This is a genomic window from Parasphaerochaeta coccoides DSM 17374 (genome assembly GCF_000208385.1).
Classification (GTDB): Bacteria; Spirochaetota; Spirochaetia; order Sphaerochaetales; family Sphaerochaetaceae; genus Parasphaerochaeta; species Parasphaerochaeta coccoides.
The window spans coordinates 636,694-660,898 of record NC_015436.1; the positions used below are offsets into that span (position 1 = coordinate 636,694).

Sequence of the window (24,205 nt, forward strand, 5' to 3'; positions counted from 1 at the left end):
TTAGAGGATAGGACGAAAGAGGTTAACGATCAAATCTTTCTCGTCCTTCTATGCTCATATAGCCCTACTGCCCAAGTCTTTCTTCTTCTTCTTTTTTCTCTTTAGGTAGAATGACATCCAGCTTTTTGTTGATTTCGCCAAGCGTTTCATCCATGTCCTCAGAGCTTTCGAGAGGGAGGGTAGAGGCCGATCGCTACGACAATAATCAGAACGCCGCCGACAATATAGATACCACCATCATATGAACCCGGATTTAGTAGCCCCGAAAAAAAGAAATATATGCCGATGATTGTCCCGATGATTAAAAAGATTTTTCTCATTCCTATCCTCCCAATATTTTTATGATTATTCTTGGTTATACAATACGCGGTACCATCCGGAAATGAAAAAATTGTGCAAAAATTGTGCAAGGACTTTGCTCGATGATAAACGAATGGTTTCCATTGGCAAAGTTCCAGATCGCGAATATAATAATACAAGATTGACAGGAGGGCCATGTATGGATTTTATGACTGCAAAAGAAGCATCTGCGCTTTGGGGAATCTCGCAAAGGCGAGTGGCACTTCTGTGTTCAGAAAACAGGATTGATGGTGCCGAAATGATGGGGAAGATGTGGCTGATTCCAAACACGGCGACAAAGCCTGATGATGCCAGGAGCTTGCGCTTCCAACCGCTTGAATGCCTGCCTGTTAAACCATTTGTGAAATGGGCAGGAGGCAAAGCTCAGATATTAGATGAGATACGACGCTTATATCCATCTGGATTAGGAGCGACAATCACGAAATACGCCGAACCATTTGTCGGTGGCGGTGCAGTGTTGTTTGATATTCTTAGCAAGTATCAGCTTGACGAAATATATATAAGTGACATTAACCGCGAGTTAATCGCAACGTATACACACATTCGAGACGACGTTGGCGAACTCGTTGATGCTCTCAGAACTATGGAGCAAGAGTATATTCCAGCTTCGGATGATGACCGTAAAGAATACTATTATGAAAAGCGTGAACGCTTCAATCATCTGAAAGCAGAATCCGATACGAGCGTAGAAGTCGCAGCCTTATTCATTTACCTGAATCGGACTTGCTTCAACGGGTTGTACCGCGTCAATAGCAAGGGCGGGTTCAATGTTCCGATGGGGAGCTACAAGAACCCGACTATTTGTGATGAAAACAATCTGGCAGCGGTGTCCGAACGTTTACAGAATGTCGAAATTGTCTGCGGCGACTACAAAGAATCGTGGAGCTTCATAGACAAGAGGACTTTTGCTTATTTTGATCCTCCTTATCGACCGCTTTCCGATACAGCGAGCTTCACATCATATGCCCAAGATGGGTTTGATGATGATAAGCAGGAAGAACTTGCCCGGTTCATTAAGGAATTGAGCCGAAAGGGCGCGTATGTCGTCGCAAGCAATTCTGATCCGAAGAATACCAATGAGGGTGATAACTTTTTTGATGAACTTTACAACTCACTTTCTATTGCCAGAATTTCTGCAAGTCGCACCATCAATTCCGTTGGTGATAAACGCGGACGGGTAAGTGAGTTGTTGATTTCTAATTGTGAGGCGATAAGAGTATGAGAGACTTTGCCGAATGGCTTTCTCGTTTCCGAGAGAGCATCAGCGATTATGCCTATTACATTGACTTTGCCAAGGTTCACAAGAATGTTGATACAATCAAGGTTGAACTGAATATCCTGAACTCACTGATTGGCTCGCAAAACATCGAGGCAGAGTTTGATGCTCTAGTCACGAAATACCCGGACACGCTGAAATGCGTACCCCTCTTGCTTGCGGTCAGGGCGAGCGAAATTTACGCTATTGACGAGGATGGTGAGTTTACATATGAGTTCCCCAAACCCAACCAGACCGCTGCGCAGTACAGGGTATTTATGCGAAAAACAGGACTCTTTGATCTAATGGAGCAACACATTGTCCATAGCCTTGTGGACTACGCGACAGGTGTGGAAACCGGGCTTGATAGTAATGGGCGCAAGAACCGAGGCGGTCACTTGATGGAGAATCTTGTTGAGAACTATCTTCGCAAGGCTGGCTTTAAGCGCGATGTCAACTACTTCAAAGAAATGAAGCTTGCTGATATTGAGAGCAAATGGGGTCTTAATCTGTCGGCACTGAGTAATGATGGTAAGACGGTCAAACGGTTTGATTTCGTTGTCAAGACGGAGCAAACAGTCTTTGCCATTGAAACGAACTTCTATGCGAGTAGCGGCTCGAAGCTGAATGAGACGGCGCGGAGCTACAAAAACATTGCACAAGAGGCACAGAGTATTGATGGGTTTGCTTTCGTCTGGTTCACTGACGGTAAGGGGTGGATTTCCGCAAGACACAATCTTGAAGAAACCTTCGATGTGATGGAGCACATATATAGTATTTCAGACTTAGAGAACGGAGTAATGGGCAGGATATTTCGATGACAATAAGAAAATGGGAGCCGGATAATTTTGAGTTAGAGACTAATACGGTATGGAGTTTTCCTGATCGCGGGAACTGGGCGACGCATGATGCCAAGTGGCGCGGAAACTGGTCGCCGTATATACCAAGGAACATATTGCTTCGCTACTCCGGAGAGGGCGATTGGGTGCTTGACCAATTTGTCGGCGGTGGTACGACATTGGTTGAAGCGAAACTGTTGAACCGCAATATCATTGGCATCGATGTCAATCCGGATGCACTGAATCGGTGTAAGGCGAAGATTGATTTTGAGTGTCCAAATGCAGGAACAGTAAAGCTATATCAAAACTCAGCGGGTAATCTGAGCTTCATTGAGGCTAACAGCATAGATCTGATTTGCACGCACCCACCATACGCTGATATTATCCATTACAGCGAAGATATCGAAGGCGATCTTTCTCTAATGAGTGTTCGTGATTTTCTGGGTGCAATGAAGCCTGTTGCAGAAGAATGCTACCGTGTATTGAAGAAGGGGAAGTTTTGCGCCGTACTGATGGGTGATACTCGTAAAAAAGGTTGTGTTATTCCGATGAGCTTTGATGTTATGAAGATATTTGAAGCGGCTGGATTCGTAACGAAAGAGATAATCATCAAGGAACAGCACAACTGCAAGGCGACGGGTTATTGGAAAACCAATAGCATAAAGCATAACTTCCTGTTGTTGGCGCATGAGTATTTATTTGTGTTCCGGAAATAAGCTCATGGTCGATGACCGACTCAACGGACGACAGCCCGCTTCCAATTGCCCACCTACAAAGGAACGGACGATACCGGCACCAATGGCATCCTCAAGGGAAAGATAGGGGGCTAAATCTTGTATGCGCAAAACCTATCCCGCATTTAGTTCCTGACTTGTCTAGGATGCGACAGTATATCTGCCGTGGGCAAAACGCCCTGCTGGAATATCTCAAGAAAATTCACTGTCTGGTGAATAAGGACGAAGCCGTCATTAAAAATACAAACCAAGACTATATACAATATGCTATATGATATAAAAAATATTTTACGCTAATAGGTGGCTTACCATGGCATCCAGTTCTGAATTTGTGGCATATCTCTGTGACTTGCTTTCCCCTTTGGGGAATGTGTCTGCAAGAAAGATGTTCGGTGATTACGGCATCTATGTTGACGGTATTTTCTGTGCCCTCTGTTGTGATGACATCCTCTACCTCAAACCTCTGGAAAAGATTCTTGAACAATATCAGAGGACACTTGCTCCTCCTTATCATGGAGCAAAGGGATGGATTGTTTTCGATGACCCGGAATCTGATGATGCGCTTCTGCCTCTCTTTCAAGCCGTCCTTGCCGAGCTGAAGAAAGCATCTTCGGAGAAACCTTCCAGGAGATCGGGAAGGGTAAAGTAGCTGTCTTGTTCCTTCCAATGATGACGCTTGATTCCATTGCTCCAACGTAGTATATTAATTATGCCTTGCATTTGTATGCGGGGGTGTTTCGGTTTCGACCGGCGGTATGTCAGGTCAGTAGTTGCAAGCGGAGCGCCAACTCCTAAAACTAGCACACGCTTTACCTGCCAAAAAAGAAGACGAAAACGTCTCTTATGACGCAGAATATGCTTTCGCTGCCTAAGGTAGTGTAAGTATACAGGTTCGCCAGGTGCAGCCCATAACCTGCGGATACCTGTAACAACAGGGGCTTACCAGCACGAATGCCAGTGGCGTGCAGGGACACCAAAGCTGGATACGGCGTATCCACGTTTGCCGATAAACCACGGTACGCCGGAACCACAGAGCATCGGCTAAGCTTGTAGATGCTGCTGGGTGGCCCGTCGGGACGAGGGTTCGAATCCCTCCACCTCCATCACCTAAAGACACCGAGATTGATACAATCTCCGCCCTCGGATTTCCGGGGGCTTTGGTGTCTCTTGGGGCGGGAAATGGCTTGTAATCAGTGGTTTTGCGAATCTTGAGTCTGCCGGCGTAGCGATTCGGACGTCTCGCAGAAGCGATGGTTTTGCTTTTTCTCGCGACGTTGCCGAATGACCGTCGCGAAAATGCACCACACAGCAAGCGGGGGAGGGTGCAAATCTCATAAGGCTATCTTAAAAAGTCGTGTGCAGATTCTACTTGTAGCGACGGCTACACCATACCAGACGTAAGTTTTGCCAAAGTGACATTGCGACACTTGTTTTATCGTATCAATCAGCCACAGACAGAGCAGCCCGCACTCTGTTTAAGAACATTTTCGATGCCTTGGAGAACACTTGGTATTTTTTCCAGACCAACGACATGCCTGCCTCCAGCCGGGGTTCCAGAGGGCGGAAACACAAGTCGCCGTCGTGCGGGACGCCAACAAGGCGGTCGAAGCAGATTGCACTGCCGATACCTTCCTCAACCATCAGTTTCGGGGTGTTGATCAGATTGTACGTGGCAACTACATTCAATTTTTCGCATCCATGTCCAAGCCATCCCGACAACCCGTTCTCATCCAGCATTTGTTTGGAACAAACAAGGGGAATCCCTCTTAGGTTTTCCGGCCGTATGACGTCCAAATCGGCCAACGGCGCATCTTTGCGCATCAGAACACCCCAGATGTCCGCTTCGGGCAAACGCAGGTTGTCATACTTGCTGAGGGTCACAGGTTCAAACAACACGCCAAAATCAATCAGTCCTTTATCCAATCGTTCCGTCACGTCATAGGAGTTTCCGCTGAAAATGTGATAGCGAATTTTTGGGCAGTCCCGTTGAAACTGTTTCATGATTCCAACCAGAAAACGCATGCCCTCCGATTCACCGCCGCCGAAATAAACGTCGCCACCGATTTCCTCATTGGAAGCCATAACCTCCGCTTTCGCTTTTTCCATCAGGTCAACGATTTCTTCTGCCCGCTTCCTGAGTATCAGCCCTTCATCGGTTAGCGTGATTCTTCTGTTGCCTCTGATGAACAATGTTTTGCCGAGTTCATCTTCCATGTCTTTCAGGGCACGGGACAGCGGTGGTTGTGTCATGTTCAGTTGTTCGGCAGCGCCACTGATACTCTGCTCACGTGCGACTGCAAGAAAATATTGCAAAACACGTATATCCATACTGCACCTCCTGGTTGTCTGATGGTATCACACCTTCACATACTTTTTAAGTATGATAAGGCATATTATATATGTATTTGATATTCGTGTATTTCTCTGTATAATACATGCAAGAGATGATTGGAGCAGAATGAGTTATGCGGAGGATAAAGGATACAGCCTTGCGAAACATCAGACGAGCATTAGCGGTAATCATCGCTTTAACCTTGATAACAATGTCTTTGTCGGCTTGCGGCACCAATGAACCGTATGCTGGGACAGGCGTCAGCCCGGAGACACAAACAGAATCTGAGAACTCTGTATCCGATACGTCGGCAAATGAGGAGGATACGAAGGTGCTGGTTGCGTATTTTTCATGCACGGGAACAACGGAAGCCATCGCAAAGGGCATAACGGACGCAACGGGCGGAACGCTTTATCAAATCCTGCCTGAAGTGCCGTACACGGCTGCCGACCTTGACTATAATGACGGTAGTTCACGCGCCAACAAGGAACAAGACAGCGCTGCCGCCCGTCCCGCCATCAAAGGCGGTGCGGAGGGCATTGAAAAATATGATGTTATATTCTTGGGCTATCCCATCTGGTGGGGGCAGGCACCGAAAATCATTTACACATTTCTTGAAAAGTATGATTTTTCGGGCAAAACGATTGTACCATTCTGCACCTCTCATTCAAGTGGAATAGGCACAAGCAATACAAATTTGCACAGCCTTGCGCCTACTGCAAATTGGATAGAAGGCAAGCGGTTTGCCGCTGGTGCGAGCAAGTCAAAAATATCGGAATGGATAGACAGCCTCGGTTTGAAAACGGGCGGTGCTGTGTCATCCTTCAACCTCTCGGCAGGGGAAAACGGCAAAGCCCCGACCGTGACGCTGAACAGTGGATACGAGATGCCGATAGTGGGACTTGGAACTTACAGCCTGCTTGACGATGTGTGCGTAAACTCGGTTGCTTCCGCGCTCCAAAGTGGTTTCCGAAAGATTGATACCGCCTATATGTATCACAACGAAAAGGAAGTCGGAGAAGGCGTAAGGAAATCCGGCGTTCCGCGAGAGGAAGTATTTGTCACGACAAAGCTGTATCCGAATCAATACGCAAACGCAGGAACTGCTATTGGTGAAGCTCTTGAAAAATTGGATTTAGGGTATATTGATTTGATGTTGCTTCACCACCCCGGAAAGGGTGATGTGGAGGCGTATAAGGCTATGGAGAAGGCAGTGGCTGAGGGCAAAATTCGCTCTATTGGGCTGTCTAATTGGTACATCGAGGAGATTGACGGCTTTATCTCGCAGATCGCGATCATGCCTGCGCTCATACAGAATGAAATTCACCCCTATTATCAGGAGAATGAAGTGATTTCGTATATGCAAGGCAAAGGCATCGTAATGGAAGCGTGGTATCCGCTTGGTGGCAGGGGGCATACAAAAGAGCTTTTTGAGAACGAAACCATCGCGGCGATAGCGGCGGCGCACGGGAAATCGCCCGCACAGGTGATTTTGAGGTGGGATTTGCAAAAAGGGGTGGTCGTCATACCGGGATCAAGCAATCCCGACCACATCAAGGAGAATATCTCCGTCTTTGATTTTGAACTGACAGATGAGGAAATGAATCGGATTAACGCACTTGACCGGGGTGAAAAACACGATTGGTATTGATAGGAGAATGCCAATGAAACGGATTATGCCGACAATTATGCTGTTTATGTTGCTTGCTTTAACCGCTTGTAACAGCACAAACAGCAGTTTAATCAGCGATGATACAAGCTCTACTGTAACGGCGACCGATAAAACAGGAGCAACCGGGGCACAAACCCCGGAGCCGTCGAGCAATGCTGACGTTATAAGTGAGGAACCTGCGGACACGGATACCGGTTCGCCTGCTGCTGCACCACCACTTTTTGACACAAAACCGCCGGAAGCGACAAGTTCTACGGTGAAGCCGGATGTTACGTCGAGTTCTGCTCCGGCGAAACCGCCGGATACGCCAAGCCCCACACCGAGCAGTACGCCCGAACCCGAACCAATAGAACCAACTAAAACTGAGGAAATAGATATGAGCAAAATGATGATCACAGTAGGAAGCACTACTTTTACAGCAACTATGGAGAATAACGCATCCGTCAAGGCGCTAATGGAGTTACTCGTCAAAGAACCGTTGACAATCCAAATGAGTGAATACGGCGGTTTTGAACAGGTCGGCTCGCTCGGTCAACGATTGCCCTCAAACGACCTGCAAACCACTGCATCGGCGGGGGATATTGTCCTTTATTCAAGCAATAACATCGTCATTTTTTATGGCAGTAACTCGTGGAGCTACACGCGCCTCGGCAAGATTGAGAGTGCGGGTGCAAAAGAAATCAAAGACGCCTTCGGGAGCGGCGCTTCCGTCACGCTTTCTATAAACTAAGGGGGAATCAAATTTGGAATTACACGTATTGATTGACCATATGAGTGCAGGTAAGCCACTTCAAGGTGAGCTCGAACTGACAGGGCTAATGCGGCAATACGCCCGCGAAGCACAGCAAATCACGGCGGAGTTAAACGGCGGCTATCATGAGTCAAAGAAACTGAGAGAAATCTTCTCAAGGCTTATCGGCAAAGAGGTAGACGAATCTTTCTGCCTGTTTCCACCCTTTTACGCTGACTTCGGCAGGAATATCACAGTAGGCAAAAATGTCTTTATCAACTCCTGTTGTTGTTTCCAAGACCAAGGCGGGATAGAAATCGGCGACAATGCGCTCATCGGGCATCAGGTGGTGCTTGTCACGCTGAACCACGGCATAGAGCCGAGCGACCGCGCATCGCTCTATCCCGGCAAAATTACAATCGGAGACAATGTCTGGATTGGTGCGGGAGTGGTGGTATTGGCGGGGGTGACAATCGGCGATAACGCCGTAGTCGCGGCGGGGGCGACCGTCACAAAGGACGTACCTGCAAATACGATTGTCGGCGGCGTTCCGGCAAAGATGATAAAGAATATACAGGGGGAAAGACTATGATCTATCGCGATTTTCAAAATCTAAAACTGTCCGCGTTGGGATTCAGGGCAATAGTAAACCCGCGAAAATGAAAGTTTTAGGAATCAACGGCAGCGCAAGAAAAGACGGCAACACCGCTATCATTATCCGAAAAGTATTTGAAAGATTAAATGAAGCGGAGATTGAAACAGAACTTATCCAGTTTTCGGGGCAGATTATCGAGCCATGTAAAGCCTGTTTCGCCTGTGGCGGCAAAGGTAACTGCGTCTATCAAAAAGATATGTTTGCCGAAGTGTTTGCAAAGATGGTGCAGGCAGATGGCGTTATTTTTGGTTCGCCGAACGAGATTGTGGAAATCATATCCGGGCTGACGGGTAGGCGCGTCCACGAGTAGTCGTTCAGGTTGTTCCCTCCGTTTTATACCGCCCACGGCAAAAATGCACACAGCAAAAGGCAAATCGTTGAACAGTAGTGATAATCGTTTAACCGTTGGCGAGGAGTGTGCATCTAAGGTTAAACATTCTTGACAAGTGAACGGTCGGTAACTTACACTATAAGTGAACGATTGGTAGCTGATTCAGGAAGGTTGCTTCAATGGTTGATACTAAAGAGAACATACTGCAAGCCGCTCTAAGGCTTTTTTCGCAGGACGGCTATGAGGCCGTGTCCGTCAGCGCCATCGCCGCAAAGCTTGGCGTGACCAAGCCCGCACTGTACAAGCACTACAAAAGCAAGCGCGACATCTTCGACCATATCGTCGAGCGGATGGTAGAGATAGATATGCAAAAGGCGGCGGCGTTCGATGTTCCTGTAGGGGCGTTTGTCCAAACACCGGGGGTTTCCCGCGAAGCGGTGCTTGAAAAGATAAAGTCATTCAGTTTGGCAATGTTCAGGTATTGGACCGAAGATCGGTTTGCCTCGAACTTTCGCAAAATGCTGACACTGGAACAATACCGCAACCCAGAGGCGGCGGCGTTGCTCAACCGATACCTGACAGGTGGCGTCATCGACTACACGGAGGACTTGATGCGCGAAGCGATAGCGTCCACGGCCTACAGGGACAAGGATGTAAAGGTTCTGGCCGTGGAGTATTTCGCTCCCATCTACCTGATGATGAACCGGTACGATGGGACGGAGAACAAGGCTGATGCCGTCCAAATGGTGGAGAAGCACATTGAGTACTTCATGGACACGCTGTATATGGAAACGAGAGGAAAGAAGTAAGCATGAGACAAAAAACAAAGACTGTTGCGGTTGTTGCTGGAGCGTTGGCCGTCCTGATTGTTGGCGTGTGGTTATTGGCAGGGATATACGCGAAGTCGGCAACCAAGGACATTATGTTCCAAACAGTGGATGCGGTTGGTGTTGCTGACGACATCTACGACGGATTATATGAGATTGCCCCGGTCAAAGCATCTGTCCGGGTGACGGTCGAGGATGAGAAGATTACGAGTATCGACATACGGGAGCACCAGACCGGTCTTGGCGGGAAAGCTGAGGCGATTGCAGACGATGTTATCCGAAACCAAAGTCTGGAAGTCGATGCAATCAGTGGCGCGACGGTCAGCAGTAATACGATTTTGAAGGCCATTGAAAACGCCCTTCAATCAGGAGAAAAAGACTAATGAATGAGAAAATAGCGGTCATTTACCAATCACACTACGGCGCCACAAGAAGGTATGCGGAGCGGATAGCGGCAGAGCTCGGCGCGGACATTATTGAGCGCAAGAAGGCGAGTGCCGCCATGCTTGCCGGATACGATTGTGTCATCTACGGCGGCGGGCTGTACGCGGGCGGTATCCTCGGCGTTTCGCTCGTGGCGAAGAACCCGGTTGAGAACCTCGTCGTGTTCACGGTCGGGCTTGCCGACCCCAAGACTACAGACTACACGGCCATTATCGACAAGAGTTTCCCGGAGGGCAGCAACAAACCGCTGTGCGTGTTCCACCTGCGCGGCGGTATCGACTACAAGGAACTGTCGTTCATCCACAAGGGCATGATGGGCATGGTCAAGAAAGCCGCGGAAAAGAAGCCCGAAGCGGAGCGCACAAGCGAGGACAGATTATTCCTGGAGACATACGGCAAGGCCATCGACTTTATGGACAGAGACAGCATTGCTCCGCTTGTTTCATATGTTAACGGGATTATAAACGGGGCGACAAGATGAGAACGTTTCTCAAAATCTTGGGCGTGGGCGCGATAACGATTATTTTCCGCGTACTGTTCCAATTGCCTATGCAAGACACCGGACAGACGGTGCTTGCTCCAAGCATATTCGCAACAAACGGCACATTGCCCGTAGCGTTCAGCGTATATGGGTTGATTCTGTACAGCATGTTGACGGCGCTGTTTCTGCTCGTATCCCCGCGAATCATGGGAACAGGGGTGGTAAAGGGACTGAAATTTGCCCTTTCGCTCTGCGCCATATGGTCAATCTACCTGTTCGAGCCGCTCCCCCACGCCAAGTCTATTTTGCTCGACAGCGTGGCCTATGTTCTGGCTGATGGTGTGGCTCTGCTCGTAATGGGAGCGCTTTCCGGGTTGCTGTTGGGGCAAGGCAAAGACGAAGCCATAGCTGAAGAAAAGAGAAAACTACCCTTGACAAAAGTCGTGCCATCTGTTGTTGCGGTAGCCGCCGTCTTTGTCTGCGGCAGACTGCTTCAGTATGTTGCCTGCCACATATACTCATCTTTCGACACGAGGCCATTGGAGACGATTATGTGGGACGTGGCGACGGGTTTGGTCGCCGCCGTTGTGATGCTTTGGTGGAGTGGGCGCATCCGAAAGATGGGCAGAATACAGAGCACGCTTGTGTTGGGGTGCTTGATGTTTGGCGTGAACTTGTTGCTTTTCAACTTCCTCATGCCGCTGGTGCTTGCAGTGGACATTGGGGATCTGATCGTGAGAACAGGGGTGGACACACTTGCAGTGACAATTGGATGCTTCTGTGCTATACCAAAAGTGACGCAAAGCGAAGTTGAGTCTACAAAGCGGCGATACGATTAACCAAAAAAACGAGAAACTTACGCCGTTATCTTCGTTGAAATGAGAATAGAGGGAAAATGCTGTCATGTGTAAAAAGATACCGACAACAACGCGTTCATGCTCTCGGCGACGAACTTATTCAAATCATAAAGGAGAATGTGCATGATTGAGTTTCAAAACGTTACCAAGTTATATGGGGAAACCGTCGGGCTGGACGATTTTTCCCTGTCGGTTTCGGAACCTGGCGTTTACTGTCTGCTTGGGCGCAACGGGGCGGGGAAGACCACGCTGATGAAGCTGTTGGCAGGGCATATTGAGGCGACTTCCGGCAGTGTTTGCGTATTTGGCAGGGAAGTAAGCCTGCTACACTCGCCTGATAGCGTCCATTACATGGAAAGCGGTGCAGCTCAATTCAACGTGAGGCTGGAAACGCTGTTTAAATACGCTCGGTCGGTCAATCCCGGCTTTGACGCGCCCTTCGCGCTGAGAATGGCAAAGCGGTTCAAACTGGATTTGCGCAAGCGCTACAAGCAGCTTTCGTTCGGCATGAAAACGATGGCAAACACCTTGATTTCCGTGTCCTCCGGCAAGGACATCCTCCTGCTGGACGAGCCTGTCTTGGGTTTTGACCCCATCATGCGCAGAACGTTTTACGATTTGTTGCAGGAGAGCTGCGCCGAAAAACCGAGAGTTGTCATCGTCTCCACTCACATCATCGATGAGATTGCAAAGATCGCAGAGCGGCTGATCATCATTGACGAAGGGCGGCTCGTGCTGTTTTGCGGTATGTCCGAGATCGGCGAGAGAGCTTACTTGGTGGTCGGGCCTGCGGAGCTTGTTACGGCGGCGACCGAAGGGCTTAGGGTAATCGGAGAAACAACGGCGGGAGGATTCCTGTCCCGGAGCGTCTATGACCGAAGAATCCCCGACAGCGACAAATACACCGTATCCGCACTGAGCTTACAGGATTTCTTTGTCGGGCTTGTGGGCAATGAAATGGAGGGCATGTAAATGAAAACGATTCAAGGCATCGTGAAAATCAATCTGAAACAGTCCAAACTGGCGTATTTGATCGCCGGAATAGTGTTTTTTGCGACCGCCGTGTCAGACATCATTACCCGCGTGATACTTCGCATCGGCAGCGGAATGGCGCTCGGCAATTATCTGCTCATTTTGCCTCTGCTCATGGGCATATTCATCCCAGCGATAAACTTTTCCAAACTGCTGAATCTAGGGTGCAAACGCCTGGATTTCTTTAAGGGCTGCCTGCCTACTTACGCGCTTGCCTCGTTTTGCACGACGCTTGTCTGCCTCGTTTTGTGGCTTTTTCATGATCCCTTCATGCTGCCGTTTTCGAGTGACCCGTCGCTTTACAACCTGTTCGATGTTTTCGGTTTCGCAAAAAACGGTGAGATGGTAGCGTTCATACAAATGTTCACATTGTTGTTGCTGACTTCCTGTGCGGCACACACGCTGACCTTGGTGCAAGGGCACTGGTATGGCTGGCTTGCGGATGTACTCATAGTCGCCGTGATTGCCGTGTTCACGCCGATAGCACCGCTTCGCGCCACCCTGAGTTGGTTTTTCGACCTGATTATTTTTAACAATCTGGCAATCGTGCAAATCCTGTCCTGCGTCGTATTGAGCGTCGCAGTTTATGCGACCGGGCTTGTCCCGATCAGAGAGAAACAGATATGAACGAGGATAGATAGATTAAAAAGGAGACGGTCATGGCATGGTACGTGATGAAATCAAAAAAAGGGAGAAAAGCACATGACGATTGATTACAAGAAAACACAGAAAGACCTGTATCAGCCCAAACTCTCTCCATCCATCATCGACGTGCCGGAGATGGTTTTCATCATGGTGGACGGGTATGGCGATCCGAACACGAGCGCGGAATATCAATCTGCCGTGGAAATCCTATATGGGCTATCCTATTCTATCAAGATGAGCAAGAAGAACGGCGACCGGCCGGAGGGGTATTTCGATTATGTCGTACCACCGCTTGAGGGGTTGTGGTGGCATAGGGACGGCAGCGTAATTTCGGATATTTTCGATAAAGCTCAATTTGCTTGGACTTCAATGATTCGGCAGCCGGAATTTGTCACCTCAGAGGTGTTTGATTCCTTGAAGGGTGTACTTGCAAAGAAGAAACCAGAACTCGACTTGTCGCTTGCGCGTCTCGAAAAGTTCACAGAGGGACTTTGCGCCCAGATTTTACATATTGGCTCTTATGACGATGAACCTGCGACCATGGCCATGTTGGAAAGGTTTATCGCACAGATAGGGATGCAGCCTGATTTTACGAAGAAACGCAGACATCACGAAGTCTATTTGAACGACCCGCGAAAGACTGCGCCGGAAAAATTAAAGACGGTGATTCGGTATCCGATACGTCGCAAGGAGGACTGAACCATGATGCGTGACCCGAAAAAGACAATAGGCGATCTCATAGACAAGCAAGGCGTGGCCTTCATCGGCTCCATCTCCACTGATGGCTTTCCCAATATGAAAGCCATGCTGCCGCCACGCAAGCGGGAGGGAATCCACGAATTCTGGTTCACCACCAACACATCGTCTATGCGCGTGGCGCAGTATCACAAAAATTCAAGTGCCTGCATCTATTTTTACGACAAGCGATTCTTTCGCGGGGTGATGCTCATTGGGACGATGGAGGTTATGGAAGATGCTGAATCGAAAGGGGCAATCTGGCGAGATGGCGATACGATGTATTACAAAGGTGGCGTGACCGACCCGGATTACTGTGTGTTGAAATTTACGGCGCAAAGCGGACGGTATTGCAGCAACTTCAAGAGCGAGGATTTTGGCGTATGGGATACAAAGTCGGCAAAATCTCAATGAAAGAGAAGCACGTCATGTTTAATAAGGCAACGGAGGGTTGACACTATGGCAGGAATTGGACATCCCATGATTGGATGTTGCGAAATTGACTGGAATGTGGCGGTTGAAGAAACTCCAAGGAAAAAGGAAGGTTAAGCTGTGAATAATGAGCGTGTTTTCAAAATGAAAGTGTCAGATGTGTATCCCATGCTCATCCAAAAGGTGGAGCGCAAAGGACGTGAAAAAACTGAAGTCGATGTGATTACGTGCTGGCTGACCGGGTACGACATCCAGGGGCTGAAATCCCAGCTTGAAAAGGAAGCCAGTTATGAACAGTTTTTCGCTGAGGCTCCGCAGATAAACTCCAATGCAAACAAAATCACAGGAGTTGTCTGCGGTATTCGTGTCGAAGACATCACGGATCCTCTGATGCAAAAAGTGCGTTGGCTTGACAAGCTGGTGGACGAGTTGGCAAAGGGCAAAGCCATGGAGAAGATATTGAGGAGTTGAGAGGGAGTCCCTTGGATGATGAATCAATGTTGTGAGAGCTTGCGCCAGCGTAATGGAAAAGGGACGAAAAAGGGAAGTCTTTCAGTTGCTCCCACATGATTTGGAAAAACCATTGATTCCTATTTTTTCCTAAAGACATCAAGCCCTAAAGTCTTCCTGCCACCTTCGGAAACACCCCTGACGCCAGGTAGCAATTCCACGAAACAGTAGCCGAGAAGCTCTCCATTTTCGTCTTTGATGTCCGCAAGTAATTCGAAGAAAAACACGTTGAACATACCATCCGCCTTGGGCGTTATCGTATACTTCTTGTCGTTTATCGTCACCGTCCAGCCATTCGAGAACTGTTTGCCTTCGTAAGTGATGACGCCGCTCGATTCAAGGTGATAGTCGTTTAAGCGGTGGTAGTCGCCGCTTTCGGTGATGTATGTGCCGTCGTAGTAATTGTCTTGCGGGAACGCAAACAGCATAACTTCTGTATTATCGAAGAAACGTAGTGAAAACCACTCCCAGCATGTCCTGCTGTCACGAATCGAATATGTACCACCTTGTCGGTCAAACCAAGTCTTACCGCACATGTTAGCGTAAGTTCTTCCGCCAAGTGTGAGGCTTCCGCTTGTTTTAAGGTTCGTGAATGAATAGTAATAAGTGCGTTCCTTTTCACCAGGTATCCCCATCTGAAGGATTCCGTTGTCGCAATGCCAGGTCGGTGGTTTGACAGCTTCCATATCAACTTCAAGGTTGAACTCATCTGAATACATCTTCAGGTGCATCTTTCCCTTGCTTGAATGTGTGTTCGAGGCAAAGGAGACGCTAGCACGTCTATCGACCGAGAGAAGGGTATCGTTAGTAGTTACGCCTTTGCCAAACAGCAGAGGTACTTGAATGTTGTAGTGCTTTTTTGTTTTGAAATCTGTGACAGAGCAAATCAACAGCCTTATTGTCACTCCGAATAGATTCACCTGCGCCAAAGTAAACTGATAACTGAAAAAGGAGCTTTTCCCGTCTTCAAGGTATCCGGTACAATACCACCACTCCGAGTTTTTCTTGTGAGTCATGAATTCTTCGTCAAAGGAACGCGGGGGTATTCCTGTTCCTGTAGTATAAACGATTTTACCCATTTGCTCATACTCCTAAAATAGTTGGATCGATTGTGGATTCAAGAGAACCCACAGTTCTCGTCGGTACGTACCTGTGTACAAAAACTAACAATTCCCTCGTCCGTTTAGGACGCTTGCTCATGTATGATGACGAGAGGATGACATCCTTGACCCCAACCATATACGGACTATATAGTAGATTATATAATCTAGAGTTACCCAAACCGCAAGGAGATTTATCAGCTTTGCAAAAAACATTGCTGATGAGACAATGGTCATCTTCGGAAAAGCGCTGGGTCGGATGTTGTATAAGGTGTAAAGGAGTTGGCAAAATGATGGATTTACATGAAGCGATAGAGAAGCGACACTCAGTCCGCAAATACGTGGAGGATTTGATTCCTGAAAGCGCAACACAAGACTTACACAAATATGTCGATGAGTGTAACCGAGAGAGCGGTCTTTCGATGCAGCTTCTTATTAACGAACCCAAGGGATTTGCGGGGATTTTTCGGGGTGCCATACTCAAGAATGCGACGAACTACCTTGCCATCGTTGGAAAGGACGACGACCGACTTGCTGAGACCGGCGGATACTATGGGGAGAAGGTCGTGCTTAAGGCTATGCAGCTTGGTATCTCCTCGTGCTGGTTCGCGATGGGCGTAAAGAAGGACGCCATCAAGATTGGCATTGGTGAAAAAATGCTTATCGTGGTCGCACTCGGCATCGGAGCGTCCGAAGGGAAGCCTCACTTGGCGAAACCTCTTGAGAAATTCTATACCATTGAATCGGGGAGTACTCCCAAAAAATGGTTCCTGAATGGAGTCAAAGCCGCGGCGCTCGCGCCGACTGCCCGCAACCAGCAGAAGTTCCGCTTCATACTGGAGCCTGACGGACGCGTCAAGGCTGAGTCGCTCGGCGGAGCGTTCTCTGATGTCGATCTCGGAATCGTGAAGTACCACTTCGAGATTGGTGCTGGGGCGGGTAGTTTTGAGTGGGTTCGGGCATGAAACAATGTTTTCTTGATAAGAAAGAACTTGTGGAGAATGTTCATATATTCTTCCTAAGTGAAATGCTTATCCCACTTTAGCAATGATTGCTTTCGCAGCAGCTTTCCCGTCCGCTATGGCATGGACGACCAGGCTTGCTCCTCGGCGGGCATCTCCTGTAGCCCACACCTTTGGATTGGAGGATTGGAAGGTTCCCGATGTCCTGATGTTCCCCCTGTCATCCAACGCAAGGTTGAAATTCTTGACAATGCCCTCCTGGACGACATGAGTAAAACCCATGGCGAGAAGCACTATGTCTGCTTCCACCGTGAACTCAGAACCGGGAATGTCCCGAAGCGTCGGACGCCCACCTTGGGGAGATGTCACCCATTCAACCTGCGTACAGTTCAGTGAGGATACCTTTCCGTCAGTCAGGTTGAAGCTCTTGGTGTTGACGCTCCACATCCTCTCGCAACCTTCCATGTGGGAGCTGCTAGTCTTAAGCACAGTCGGCCAGAGAGGCCACGGTTGATTCACGGGTCGGTGTGAAGGCGGTTGTGGCATCACTTCAATCTGGACAATGGAACGCGCTCCTTGTCGATTTGCCGTCCCTACGCAGTCTGCGCCGGTATCACCGCCACCAATGACCACAATCTTCTTGCCGTAAGCCTGCAAGGAATCTTTGGAATCCGTACCGTGGAGTTTCCCTTCATACGCTCTGTTCTGCAAGGACAGAAAATCCAGGGCCTGATGGATGCCATTGGCTTCTCGTCCCGGAATGATCAGGTCGCGCGCTGAACGCGCTCCAATGGCAAGCACGATGGTGTCGAACTCTTTTTCAAGCGTCTCGGCGCTAACGACGGATGCTACCGTTTTTTTTCCAAACAAGGCGGCATGGTCGCCGATGACTGTATTAGTCTTGAAAATGATGCCTTCCGCACTCATCAATTCCAGCCGTCTGTCTATGAAACGCTTATCTAGCTTGAAGTCGGGAATGCCATAGCGAAGGTAGCCGCCTGGCTTATCATCCGCTTCATAGACTGTCACGGTGAAACCAGCACGGTTCAGATAAACAGCCGCGGAAAGTCCTGCCGGACCACCGCCGACAATGGCTACTTTCCTGCCATTACGAGACTTTGGCGGACATGGGGTTACGAAACCCTCGTCAAAGGCTTTCTCAATGACTGCCAACTCATTCTGCCGGATTGTCACAGGCTCATCATGGATTCCCAGGACACACGATGCCTCGCAAAGGGCAGGGCAGACACGTCCGGTGAATTCAGGGAAAGGATTGGTCAACGTGAGACGTTCCCATGCCGCCCTGTAGTCACCCTTGTACAGGAAATCCTGCCACTGGGGCATGATGTTCTCGACAGGACAAGCCCAGTGACAAAAAGGAATGCCACAGTCCATGCATCGTGATGCCTGAAGCCGTCGCTCATCATCCTCAAGGCGCATCTCCACTTCGCTGTAATCGTTGACGCGTTCTTCCACAGGACGATATCCTGACGTCTTCCGGGGAATCTTCATGAATCCAGTTGGGTTGCCCATTCTTAAGCCCTCGCCGCTATGTCTTCGTTTTCACGAATTTCATTCAGTTTTCTGTCCATCTCTGCTATCTGCATCTGCTGGAGTGCCCGTTTGTACTCCACAGGAAGGACCTTGATAAACAGTTTCTTTTTTACATCCCAGTTGTCCAAGATACTTTGGGCATACGTAGAGCCTGTCCAATAGACATGCCTGCGAATCAAATCCTTGACAATCTTCTCATCTTCAGCAGTATCAAGGGCAAGCAGTTCCACCATGCCTTTGTTGACTTTACCTTCCAATTGACCGTGTTCATCCAGGACATAAGCTATACCGCCTGACATGCCGGCGGCAAAATTCCGACCGACCGCGCCGAGGACTACCAACGTACCACCCGTCATGTATTCGGCGCAGTGATCGCCGGTGCCTTCAATGACTGCGGTCGCGCCGCTGTTACGGACGCAAAAACGTTCTCCGCACAGACCGGAGACAAATACCTCACCATCTGTCGCGCCATAGAGGACCGTATTACCGATGATTATGTTGTTGTAACTGGGATAGGAAGCTCCTGTCGGGGGATTCACGATGATTCGCCCTCCTGACAACCCCTTGCCTAAATAATCATTTGCCTCTCCATGGAGACGAAAAGTCACGCCACGAGCCAGGAAAGCCCCGAAACTCTGGCCTGCCGATCCCATGAAATCAACAGTAACGAAATTGTCTGGCAAACCATCGTCCCCATACCTGCGGGAAATTTCATAGGACAGTCCGGCACCGATGGCACGATCAGTATTCCTGATGGCGAACGCAAAAGATACCGGGATTTTTTCCTCAATGGCTTGGATGCTTCGTGATATAACCTTCTGCTCCATGGTAGGAAACGGGGCAGTGACGGGTGCATCGAGAGAATGAAGCACAACATCGTGTTCATCCATGGAAAGGTGGGCAGGATAGAGGACGCGGGAGAGGTCGAGTGTCGCGGCTTTTCCTGTCGGATTCTTCTTCTGCACAAGCAGGTCGCTTCTCCCCACCATGTCCTCAAACTTCGCTATGCCAAGCGATGCCATGATTTCGCGGACTTCTTGAGCTAGGAATGTGAAAAAATTCACGATATGCTCGACTTTGCCGGTAAAGAGCTTTCTCAGGGCAGGGTCTTGGGTTGCTACACCCATAGGACACGTATTCACATGACATTTCCGCATCATGACACAACCAAGCGTGACAAGTACGGAAGTTCCGAAGCCAAATTCTTCAGCACCGAGCATTGCGGCAATGACGACATCCTTCCCGCTTTTCAACTGGCCGTCAGTCATCAGACGTACACGCTCTCTCAACTTGTTTGCCACAAGCGTCTGATGCGTCTCGGCAAGCCCCAGTTCCCACGGAAGACCGGCGTAGCGGATGGAGCTGAGAGGACTGGCTCCGGTTCCACCGTCATAGCCGCTTATCAGTATGCTGTTGGCATGCGCTTTCGCAACACCGGCGGCGACAGTGCCGACTCCTGCCTCACTGACCAGTTTGACGCCAATCCTGGCATGAGGATTAGCCGCCTTCAAGTCGTATATCAGTTCCGCAAGATCTTCTATTGAATAAATATCATGATGGGGCGGCGGACTGATGAGCGTCACTCCGGGCGTGGCATGACGGATACGCGCAATCGAGGCATCAGTCTTATGTCCGGGAAGCTGACCACCTTCTCCCGGCTTTGCACCTTGGGCAATCTTGATTTGCAATTCATCGGCATTGGCAAGATAGTTGCTTGTCACGCCAAAACGGGCGGAAGCCACTTGTTTGATTGCTCCCCGTGTCCACGGGAGTGAACCACGCTTTGCAAAGCGTTCCGAATCTTCACCGCCTTCACCGGAGTTGGAACGTGCATGGAGAGAGTTCATCGCCGCCGCGATTGTCTCATGCGCCTCCCTGGAAATGGAACCGAAGGACATCGCTCCGCTGGTGAACCTTCTTATGATGCTTTCGACACTTTCAACATCGGATATGGCAATGGGATGGGAGAGGGCTTCAGCGGAGAACTCCAGCATTCCGCGGAGTACATGAGGAGTTGCGTTGAGTTTATCCGAACTTGCGGTGAACTCTCTGAATATCTCATAGCGACCTTCACGGACTGCCTGTTGGAGCAGACGGATTGTATCGGGGTTCCACGCATGAATCTCGCCGCCTTTAAGCCATCTGTATTGACCGGAATTAGGCAGCGAGATATCAAGATTACGTGATTGCCGGTATAGCTCAAGCGCATCTTCTTGAATGTGGGTGAAAGATATTCCGCCTATGCGGGACTGGCATCCGGTAAAGCACATGTCCATGACATCCTTGCCTAACCCTAATGCCTCGAATATCTGGGCTCCTCTGTATGAACGGAGTGTCGCAATGCCCATTTTTGCCATGATTTTCAGGAGTGCCTTGGCAATTCCCTTCTGATAGTTTTCCACCACCGTCTGATATGTCCTGTTCTTCAATTCACTCTGTCGGGCTATGGTGTCATGGAGCATTGCGTAAGCACCCCACGGGACGATGAGGTCGGCGCCGAAACCGAAAAGGAGGGCATGGTGCATGACCTCCCGCGGTTCTCCAGAATCGACGATGATGGTTGCCTGAAGTCTTTTCCCGGCTTCCAGTAGTCCTTGATGCACCGCTCCGGCCGCAAGGAGGGAGGGAATAGGGCAGAGCGATGTGTCTGAAAGGAGCTTGCGGTCGCTCAGGATGATGAAAGTGTAGCCATTTTCAACAGCGGCGCATGCTTGCAGGCGCAGACGTTTAAGATTTTCCTCCAGAGACGTGCTATCGTCCTTCCCTGGATTTTCCGGTACAGGGAAAAAATCATCAAGGACGATAGAGGAGAAGTCCTTGTCCTGCATGGCTTGGATGCTCCTCAAATCCGCCGTACTGAGCAACGGATTCTTGACCATCAGTCGCTTGGCATGCGTTTCACTATCCTGAAGCAGATTCCCTCTGCGCCCAGTGAAGCTAGTCAATGTCATGACCAATTCCTCACGAATTGAATCAATCGGAGGATTCGTTACTTGGGCAAAAAGCTGCTTGAAATATGAAAACAGCAGTTGAGGTTTTTGGGAGAGTGGAGCGATAGGGGTGTCTGTTCCCATGGAGCTGGTCGGCTCCTGACCTGAGAGCGCCATGATGGGGAAAAGGGATTCCCTGTCTTCCAGACTAAAATTAAACAGTTTCTGCACTCTGTCCGACTGCTGCTGGTTTTCAAAGATATCATCATCCTTTACAGGGAGATGAGGCAGATCAGCCAGATTGATGAGATTGTCTTGAATCCATGTTGGGTAAGGGTTGCGGACATAGATGTCATGCTTGACCTGGGCATCAGGAATGATGCGATGCTCCTTGAGATCCAGCAGAAGAAACTTGCCCGGCGAAAGACGACCTTTCTGTAGGATTTGTGAGGCTGGGAAATCAAGGACGCCTGCTTCCGAGGCCATGATGAGCATTCCGTCCTGTGTGATGGTGAAACGCGAAGGACGCAGGCCGTTCCTGTCCAGAGTACCTCCAATGAAACGTCCGTCGAAAAACAGAAGGGAAGCCGGACCATCCCAAGGCTCCATCAAACATGCGCTATAGGTATAGAATGCCCTCAACTCATCAGGAATGGGATTCCTTTCATTGAAGGATTCCGGCACAAGCATCATGAGGGCATGAGGCAGGGATCTTCCGGCGGTATACAGCAATTCAGTGGCATTGTCCAGGCTTGCGGAATCACTCTTGCCCGGTTCTATGATTGGGAAGACTTTCTCCAAGGCAGGAATAGCGTTCGTGGAAAGCGTTGACTGCTGGGCGCGCATCCATTGGCGGTTACCCTGGATGGTATTGATTTCCCCGTTATGCGCCAGATAACGGAACGGCTGGGCAAGTTCCCATGAAGGAAAGGTATTGGTGCTGAAACGTGAATGCACCAGAGCAGCCGCTGAGGCAAGGCGAGGGTCTTCCAACTCAGGGTAGAAAAGCCGCAGATGGCGACTCATCATCATCCCTTTGTAAACGATGGTACTTGTCGAGAGAGAAGGGATGTGGAAAGGTGAACCGACACCGGCCTCCCTGGCGGCATTCTCCACGGATTTACGATAGACATACAGACGGGAGACGGTCAGGGAGTCATCCTCCGCTGGGTCGTTGTTCCTGACGAACATCTGGTGGATTGCAGGCATGCAGTTTCGAGAGATAGGTCCGAGTATATGGGGCGATGTCGGAACAGTCCTCCACGAGAAAACTGAAAGCCCACACTGTTGTGCCTGATGGTGAATGATGTCCAACGCAGTCTGTGATTGTTCATTGTCCTGGGACATGAATACAAGTCCGGTCGCATATTTTCCTGGTTCTGGAAGATTCGCGATGATATCGGAAAAATACGCATGAGGAATCTGAATCATGATTCCCGCGCCATCACCGGTGAGTCCGTCCCAGCTTTCCGCCCCGCGATGCTCCTGCTTTTCCAATGTCGTCAACGCAAGTGATACAATTTCATGTGACGCCTTGCCGTCAATGTTCGCAACTACGCCGACACCACAGGCATCATGCTCGAAATTCCTGTCATAAAGTCCCCGTCGCTGGCCATCTTCACTCGCAGTTTTCCCCATGCTTACGTCTCCTGTTTGCCCATGCAGGCCAAGCTCCATGATGCTTAGGGAGAAATTTATACGTTTTAAGAATGATTATTCAATAATTATGCACAAAAAAACTAATTTTTTCATTGCCTCTTAATAGTAAATTATCGGTATACCTAAATATCAATCATGTAAAAAATAGGGTAATCACAAAAAAGATGAATAAAAAATGTGTTTATGGTAAAAAGTCATATCTTTTACTACCAGCTTCATCAAATGAAATACATATGTCCTTCATTTTCATCTGAACTGCCTATGAGCGAGGCAAGGGAGATGGTGTCAACCACATTGGCAATGGCATGCTCCAGTTTATTGTAGACAGTCAGCCTGAGGCACTGCTGGAGGCGGTTTTCTGCTTCATGGGATTGGAGGGGATCGACAATGTTAAGGTCTCCTTCGAGGGCGCGAAGTACATCACCAAGAAGAATATCCTGGGCAGGACGGGCAAGCCTGTAACCGCCAGAGGCTCCTTTGACTGAGAGCAGAAAACCTGACCATCTGAGTATGTCCGCGACTTGTTCCAGATAACGCAGAGGGATATCTTGTCGTCCAGCAGTAGTCGCCAACGGCACGGGATCCGCCATATCCTGGGACGCAAGATCCACCAAAAGTCTTACACCATAGTGGGTACGGGTGGAAATCTTCATATCATGTACTCCCCATCATTCATCTTGTGATAGGATGATACGACATCAGCAAGAGTCAGGGAGTCGATGAATCCGCTGATTGTATCATGTAACTCCGCCCACGTCTCTTTGACCTTCGGAATGGGATTGGAAATGTCTTGTCGAACTGCGGAATCTGGACGGGATGAATCCTTGAGACTGTTTTCCACGCTTCTCAGGATATCTCCGACAGTAATCTTGTCCAAATCAGATGCAATCCGATATCCTCCCTTTGCACCCCTTGAACCTTTGATAATGCGCGTCCGCTTAAGGGGAATGAACAACTGTTCCAGGTAACCGTAGGATATACCAGTTTTTTCCGAGATCAGATGAGCGCTGACAATGCTTTCCGCATCCTGAACCAGGGCAATAAACAGCAATGCTTCCAATGAATAGCGCCCGCGCGTTGAAATCCTCATGTGCGGCTCCCGTGAAAATTTTCAAGTAGTCTACAGACA

Annotated in this window: 25 protein-coding genes and 1 other RNA gene; 19 read left to right on the plus strand and 7 right to left on the minus strand. The window is 49.2% G+C overall.

From position 1 onward, the window contains the following. Nucleotides 1-158: 158 nt before the first annotated feature. Nucleotides 159-320 (minus strand): hypothetical protein, encoded by a 162-nt coding sequence (locus SPICO_RS10355; protein ID WP_013739175.1) that lies wholly within the window; start codon nt 318-320, stop codon nt 159-161. 179 nt (nt 321-499) lie between these two features. On the opposite strand from SPICO_RS10355, the gene SPICO_RS02790 reads away from it, so the two are divergent. The 5 genes from SPICO_RS02790 to ssrA all read left to right on the plus strand — a co-directional run bounded on the left by SPICO_RS02790 (nt 500) and on the right by ssrA (nt 4,294). After that, nucleotides 500-1,582 carry a Dam family site-specific DNA-(adenine-N6)-methyltransferase gene (locus SPICO_RS02790; protein ID WP_013739176.1) on the plus strand — a complete coding sequence of 361 codons (1,083 nt, stop codon included), beginning with the start codon at nt 500-502 and terminating at the stop codon, nt 1,580-1,582. Next, entirely contained in the window at nt 1,579-2,436 is an 858-nt protein-coding gene (locus tag SPICO_RS02795) for a type II restriction endonuclease (RefSeq protein ID WP_013739177.1), read from the plus strand. Before SPICO_RS02790 ends, SPICO_RS02795 begins: the two co-directional genes overlap by 4 nt. Then, nucleotides 2,433-3,170 (plus strand): TRM11 family SAM-dependent methyltransferase, encoded by a 738-nt coding sequence (locus SPICO_RS02800; protein WP_013739178.1) that lies wholly within the window; start codon nt 2,433-2,435, stop codon nt 3,168-3,170. The genes SPICO_RS02795 and SPICO_RS02800 overlap by 4 nt, the downstream gene beginning before the upstream one ends. A 328-nt stretch (nt 3,171-3,498) precedes the next feature. Next, nucleotides 3,499-3,837 (plus strand): TfoX/Sxy family protein, encoded by a 339-nt coding sequence (locus tag SPICO_RS02810; protein ID WP_013739179.1) that lies wholly within the window; start codon nt 3,499-3,501, stop codon nt 3,835-3,837. 79 nt (nt 3,838-3,916) lie between these two features. Beyond that, nucleotides 3,917-4,294: a transfer-messenger RNA gene (gene ssrA, locus SPICO_RS10065) on the plus strand. A 334-nt stretch (nt 4,295-4,628) separates the two neighbouring features. Here ssrA and SPICO_RS02815 read toward each other — a convergent pair. After that, complete coding sequence (locus SPICO_RS02815; protein WP_013739180.1) at nt 4,629-5,516, minus strand: LysR family transcriptional regulator; 888 nt, start codon at nt 5,514-5,516, stop codon at nt 4,629-4,631. A 161-nt stretch (nt 5,517-5,677) separates the two neighbouring features. Between SPICO_RS02815 and SPICO_RS02820 the strand changes: the two genes are divergently transcribed. From SPICO_RS02820 to SPICO_RS02880, 13 genes are all read left to right on the plus strand, one after another. Next, entirely contained in the window at nt 5,678-7,171 is a 1,494-nt protein-coding gene (locus tag SPICO_RS02820) for a flavodoxin (RefSeq protein ID WP_245523223.1), read from the plus strand. 13 nt (nt 7,172-7,184) lie between these two features. Next, nucleotides 7,185-7,922 carry a cyclophilin-like fold protein gene (locus SPICO_RS10475; RefSeq protein ID WP_013739182.1) on the plus strand — a complete coding sequence of 246 codons (738 nt, stop codon included), beginning with the start codon at nt 7,185-7,187 and terminating at the stop codon, nt 7,920-7,922. 13 nt (nt 7,923-7,935) lie between these two features. Next, nucleotides 7,936-8,514: a sugar O-acetyltransferase gene (locus tag SPICO_RS02830; protein WP_041395008.1), complete on the plus strand. Its 579-nt coding sequence runs from the start codon at nt 7,936-7,938 to the stop codon at nt 8,512-8,514. A gap of 67 nt (nt 8,515-8,581) precedes the next feature. Next, a complete protein-coding gene (locus SPICO_RS02835; RefSeq protein WP_013739184.1) occupies nt 8,582-8,887 on the plus strand; it encodes a flavodoxin family protein in 306 nt (101 codons plus the stop codon). A 200-nt stretch (nt 8,888-9,087) separates the two neighbouring features. Then, entirely contained in the window at nt 9,088-9,717 is a 630-nt protein-coding gene (locus tag SPICO_RS02840; RefSeq protein WP_013739185.1) for a TetR/AcrR family transcriptional regulator, read from the plus strand. Between the two features lie 2 nt (nt 9,718-9,719). Then, complete coding sequence (locus SPICO_RS02845; protein ID WP_013739186.1) at nt 9,720-10,118, plus strand: FMN-binding protein; 399 nt, start codon at nt 9,720-9,722, stop codon at nt 10,116-10,118. Beyond that, nucleotides 10,118-10,660, plus strand: a complete 543-nt coding sequence (locus SPICO_RS02850) for a flavodoxin domain-containing protein (protein ID WP_013739187.1) — start codon at nt 10,118-10,120, stop codon at nt 10,658-10,660. The genes SPICO_RS02845 and SPICO_RS02850 overlap by 1 nt, the downstream gene beginning before the upstream one ends. After that, entirely contained in the window at nt 10,657-11,499 is an 843-nt protein-coding gene (locus SPICO_RS02855; RefSeq protein WP_013739188.1) for a hypothetical protein, read from the plus strand. Before SPICO_RS02850 ends, SPICO_RS02855 begins: the two co-directional genes overlap by 4 nt. 141 nt (nt 11,500-11,640) lie before the next feature. Continuing rightward, on the plus strand, nt 11,641-12,489 hold the full coding sequence (locus tag SPICO_RS02860; RefSeq protein ID WP_013739189.1) for an ATP-binding cassette domain-containing protein: 849 nt from the start codon (nt 11,641-11,643) through the stop codon (nt 12,487-12,489). Next, the gene (locus SPICO_RS02865; RefSeq protein ID WP_013739190.1) at nt 12,490-13,176 is read left to right on the plus strand and encodes a hypothetical protein; all 687 of its coding nucleotides are present in this window, start codon (nt 12,490-12,492) and stop codon (nt 13,174-13,176) included. It abuts the gene before it with no gap. Nucleotides 13,177-13,251: 75 nt separating this feature from the next. Next, on the plus strand, nt 13,252-13,893 hold the full coding sequence (locus SPICO_RS02870; RefSeq protein ID WP_013739191.1) for a GyrI-like domain-containing protein: 642 nt from the start codon (nt 13,252-13,254) through the stop codon (nt 13,891-13,893). 3 nt (nt 13,894-13,896) lie between these two features. Further along, a complete protein-coding gene (locus tag SPICO_RS02875) occupies nt 13,897-14,343 on the plus strand; it encodes a pyridoxamine 5'-phosphate oxidase family protein (RefSeq protein WP_013739192.1) in 447 nt (148 codons plus the stop codon). Between the two features lie 162 nt (nt 14,344-14,505). Continuing rightward, nucleotides 14,506-14,832, plus strand: coding sequence for a DUF2200 domain-containing protein (locus SPICO_RS02880; protein WP_245523224.1), 327 nt, complete (start codon nt 14,506-14,508; stop codon nt 14,830-14,832). 119 nt (nt 14,833-14,951) lie between these two features. On the opposite strand, the gene SPICO_RS02885 is transcribed toward SPICO_RS02880, so the two are convergent. After that, nucleotides 14,952-15,950 (minus strand): lipocalin-like domain-containing protein, encoded by a 999-nt coding sequence (locus tag SPICO_RS02885; RefSeq protein ID WP_013739194.1) that lies wholly within the window; start codon nt 15,948-15,950, stop codon nt 14,952-14,954. 311 nt (nt 15,951-16,261) lie between these two features. Here SPICO_RS02885 and SPICO_RS02890 point away from each other — a divergent pair, with 311 nt between their 5' ends. After that, nucleotides 16,262-16,936 (plus strand): nitroreductase family protein, encoded by a 675-nt coding sequence (locus tag SPICO_RS02890; RefSeq protein WP_013739195.1) that lies wholly within the window; start codon nt 16,262-16,264, stop codon nt 16,934-16,936. Nucleotides 16,937-17,002: 66 nt separating this feature from the next. Here the strand turns inward: SPICO_RS02890 and SPICO_RS02895 are convergent, their stop codons facing one another. The 4 genes from SPICO_RS02895 to SPICO_RS02910 form a co-directional block, all read right to left on the minus strand. Continuing rightward, nucleotides 17,003-18,466 carry a glutamate synthase subunit beta gene (locus SPICO_RS02895; protein WP_013739196.1) on the minus strand — a complete coding sequence of 488 codons (1,464 nt, stop codon included), beginning with the start codon at nt 18,464-18,466 and terminating at the stop codon, nt 17,003-17,005. A 2-nt stretch (nt 18,467-18,468) separates the two neighbouring features. After that, nucleotides 18,469-23,055: a glutamate synthase large subunit gene (gene gltB, locus SPICO_RS02900; protein WP_013739197.1), complete on the minus strand. Its 4,587-nt coding sequence runs from the start codon at nt 23,053-23,055 to the stop codon at nt 18,469-18,471. Between the two features lie 239 nt (nt 23,056-23,294). Next, on the minus strand, nt 23,295-23,729 hold the full coding sequence (locus SPICO_RS02905) for an RrF2 family transcriptional regulator (RefSeq protein WP_013739198.1): 435 nt from the start codon (nt 23,727-23,729) through the stop codon (nt 23,295-23,297). Then, nucleotides 23,726-24,166 (minus strand): RrF2 family transcriptional regulator, encoded by a 441-nt coding sequence (locus SPICO_RS02910; RefSeq protein WP_013739199.1) that lies wholly within the window; start codon nt 24,164-24,166, stop codon nt 23,726-23,728. The genes SPICO_RS02905 and SPICO_RS02910 overlap by 4 nt, the downstream gene beginning before the upstream one ends. Between the last annotated feature and the right edge of the window lie 39 nt (nt 24,167-24,205).

Excerpts from the sequence above, each read along its gene's own strand:
- SPICO_RS10355 (WP_013739175.1), bottom strand. The coding sequence starts at position 320 with ATGAGAAAAATCTTTTTAATCATCGGGACAATCATCGGCATATATTTC.
- SPICO_RS02790 (WP_013739176.1), top strand. The coding sequence starts at position 500 with ATGGATTTTATGACTGCAAAAGAAGCATCTGCGCTTTGGGGAATCTCG.
- SPICO_RS02795 (WP_013739177.1), top strand. The coding sequence starts at position 1,579 with ATGAGAGACTTTGCCGAATGGCTTTCTCGTTTCCGAGAGAGCATCAGC.
- SPICO_RS02800 (WP_013739178.1), top strand. The coding sequence starts at position 2,433 with ATGACAATAAGAAAATGGGAGCCGGATAATTTTGAGTTAGAGACTAAT.
- SPICO_RS02810 (WP_013739179.1), top strand. The coding sequence starts at position 3,499 with ATGGCATCCAGTTCTGAATTTGTGGCATATCTCTGTGACTTGCTTTCC.
- SPICO_RS02815 (WP_013739180.1), bottom strand. The coding sequence starts at position 5,516 with ATGGATATACGTGTTTTGCAATATTTTCTTGCAGTCGCACGTGAGCAG.
- SPICO_RS10475 (WP_013739182.1), top strand. The coding sequence starts at position 7,185 with ATGAAACGGATTATGCCGACAATTATGCTGTTTATGTTGCTTGCTTTA.
- SPICO_RS02835 (WP_013739184.1), top strand. The coding sequence starts at position 8,582 with ATGAAAGTTTTAGGAATCAACGGCAGCGCAAGAAAAGACGGCAACACC.
- SPICO_RS02840 (WP_013739185.1), top strand. The coding sequence starts at position 9,088 with ATGGTTGATACTAAAGAGAACATACTGCAAGCCGCTCTAAGGCTTTTT.
- SPICO_RS02845 (WP_013739186.1), top strand. The coding sequence starts at position 9,720 with ATGAGACAAAAAACAAAGACTGTTGCGGTTGTTGCTGGAGCGTTGGCC.
- SPICO_RS02850 (WP_013739187.1), top strand. The coding sequence starts at position 10,118 with ATGAATGAGAAAATAGCGGTCATTTACCAATCACACTACGGCGCCACA.
- SPICO_RS02855 (WP_013739188.1), top strand. The coding sequence starts at position 10,657 with ATGAGAACGTTTCTCAAAATCTTGGGCGTGGGCGCGATAACGATTATT.
- SPICO_RS02860 (WP_013739189.1), top strand. The coding sequence starts at position 11,641 with ATGATTGAGTTTCAAAACGTTACCAAGTTATATGGGGAAACCGTCGGG.
- SPICO_RS02865 (WP_013739190.1), top strand. The coding sequence starts at position 12,490 with ATGAAAACGATTCAAGGCATCGTGAAAATCAATCTGAAACAGTCCAAA.
- SPICO_RS02870 (WP_013739191.1), top strand. The coding sequence starts at position 13,252 with ATGACGATTGATTACAAGAAAACACAGAAAGACCTGTATCAGCCCAAA.
- SPICO_RS02875 (WP_013739192.1), top strand. The coding sequence starts at position 13,897 with ATGATGCGTGACCCGAAAAAGACAATAGGCGATCTCATAGACAAGCAA.
- SPICO_RS02880 (WP_245523224.1), top strand. The coding sequence starts at position 14,506 with ATGAAAGTGTCAGATGTGTATCCCATGCTCATCCAAAAGGTGGAGCGC.
- SPICO_RS02885 (WP_013739194.1), bottom strand. The coding sequence starts at position 15,950 with ATGGGTAAAATCGTTTATACTACAGGAACAGGAATACCCCCGCGTTCC.
- SPICO_RS02890 (WP_013739195.1), top strand. The coding sequence starts at position 16,262 with ATGATGGATTTACATGAAGCGATAGAGAAGCGACACTCAGTCCGCAAA.
- SPICO_RS02895 (WP_013739196.1), bottom strand. The coding sequence starts at position 18,466 with ATGGGCAACCCAACTGGATTCATGAAGATTCCCCGGAAGACGTCAGGA.
- gltB (WP_013739197.1), bottom strand. The coding sequence starts at position 23,055 with ATGGGGAAAACTGCGAGTGAAGATGGCCAGCGACGGGGACTTTATGAC.
- SPICO_RS02905 (WP_013739198.1), bottom strand. The coding sequence starts at position 23,729 with ATGAAGATTTCCACCCGTACCCACTATGGTGTAAGACTTTTGGTGGAT.
- SPICO_RS02910 (WP_013739199.1), bottom strand. The coding sequence starts at position 24,166 with ATGAGGATTTCAACGCGCGGGCGCTATTCATTGGAAGCATTGCTGTTT.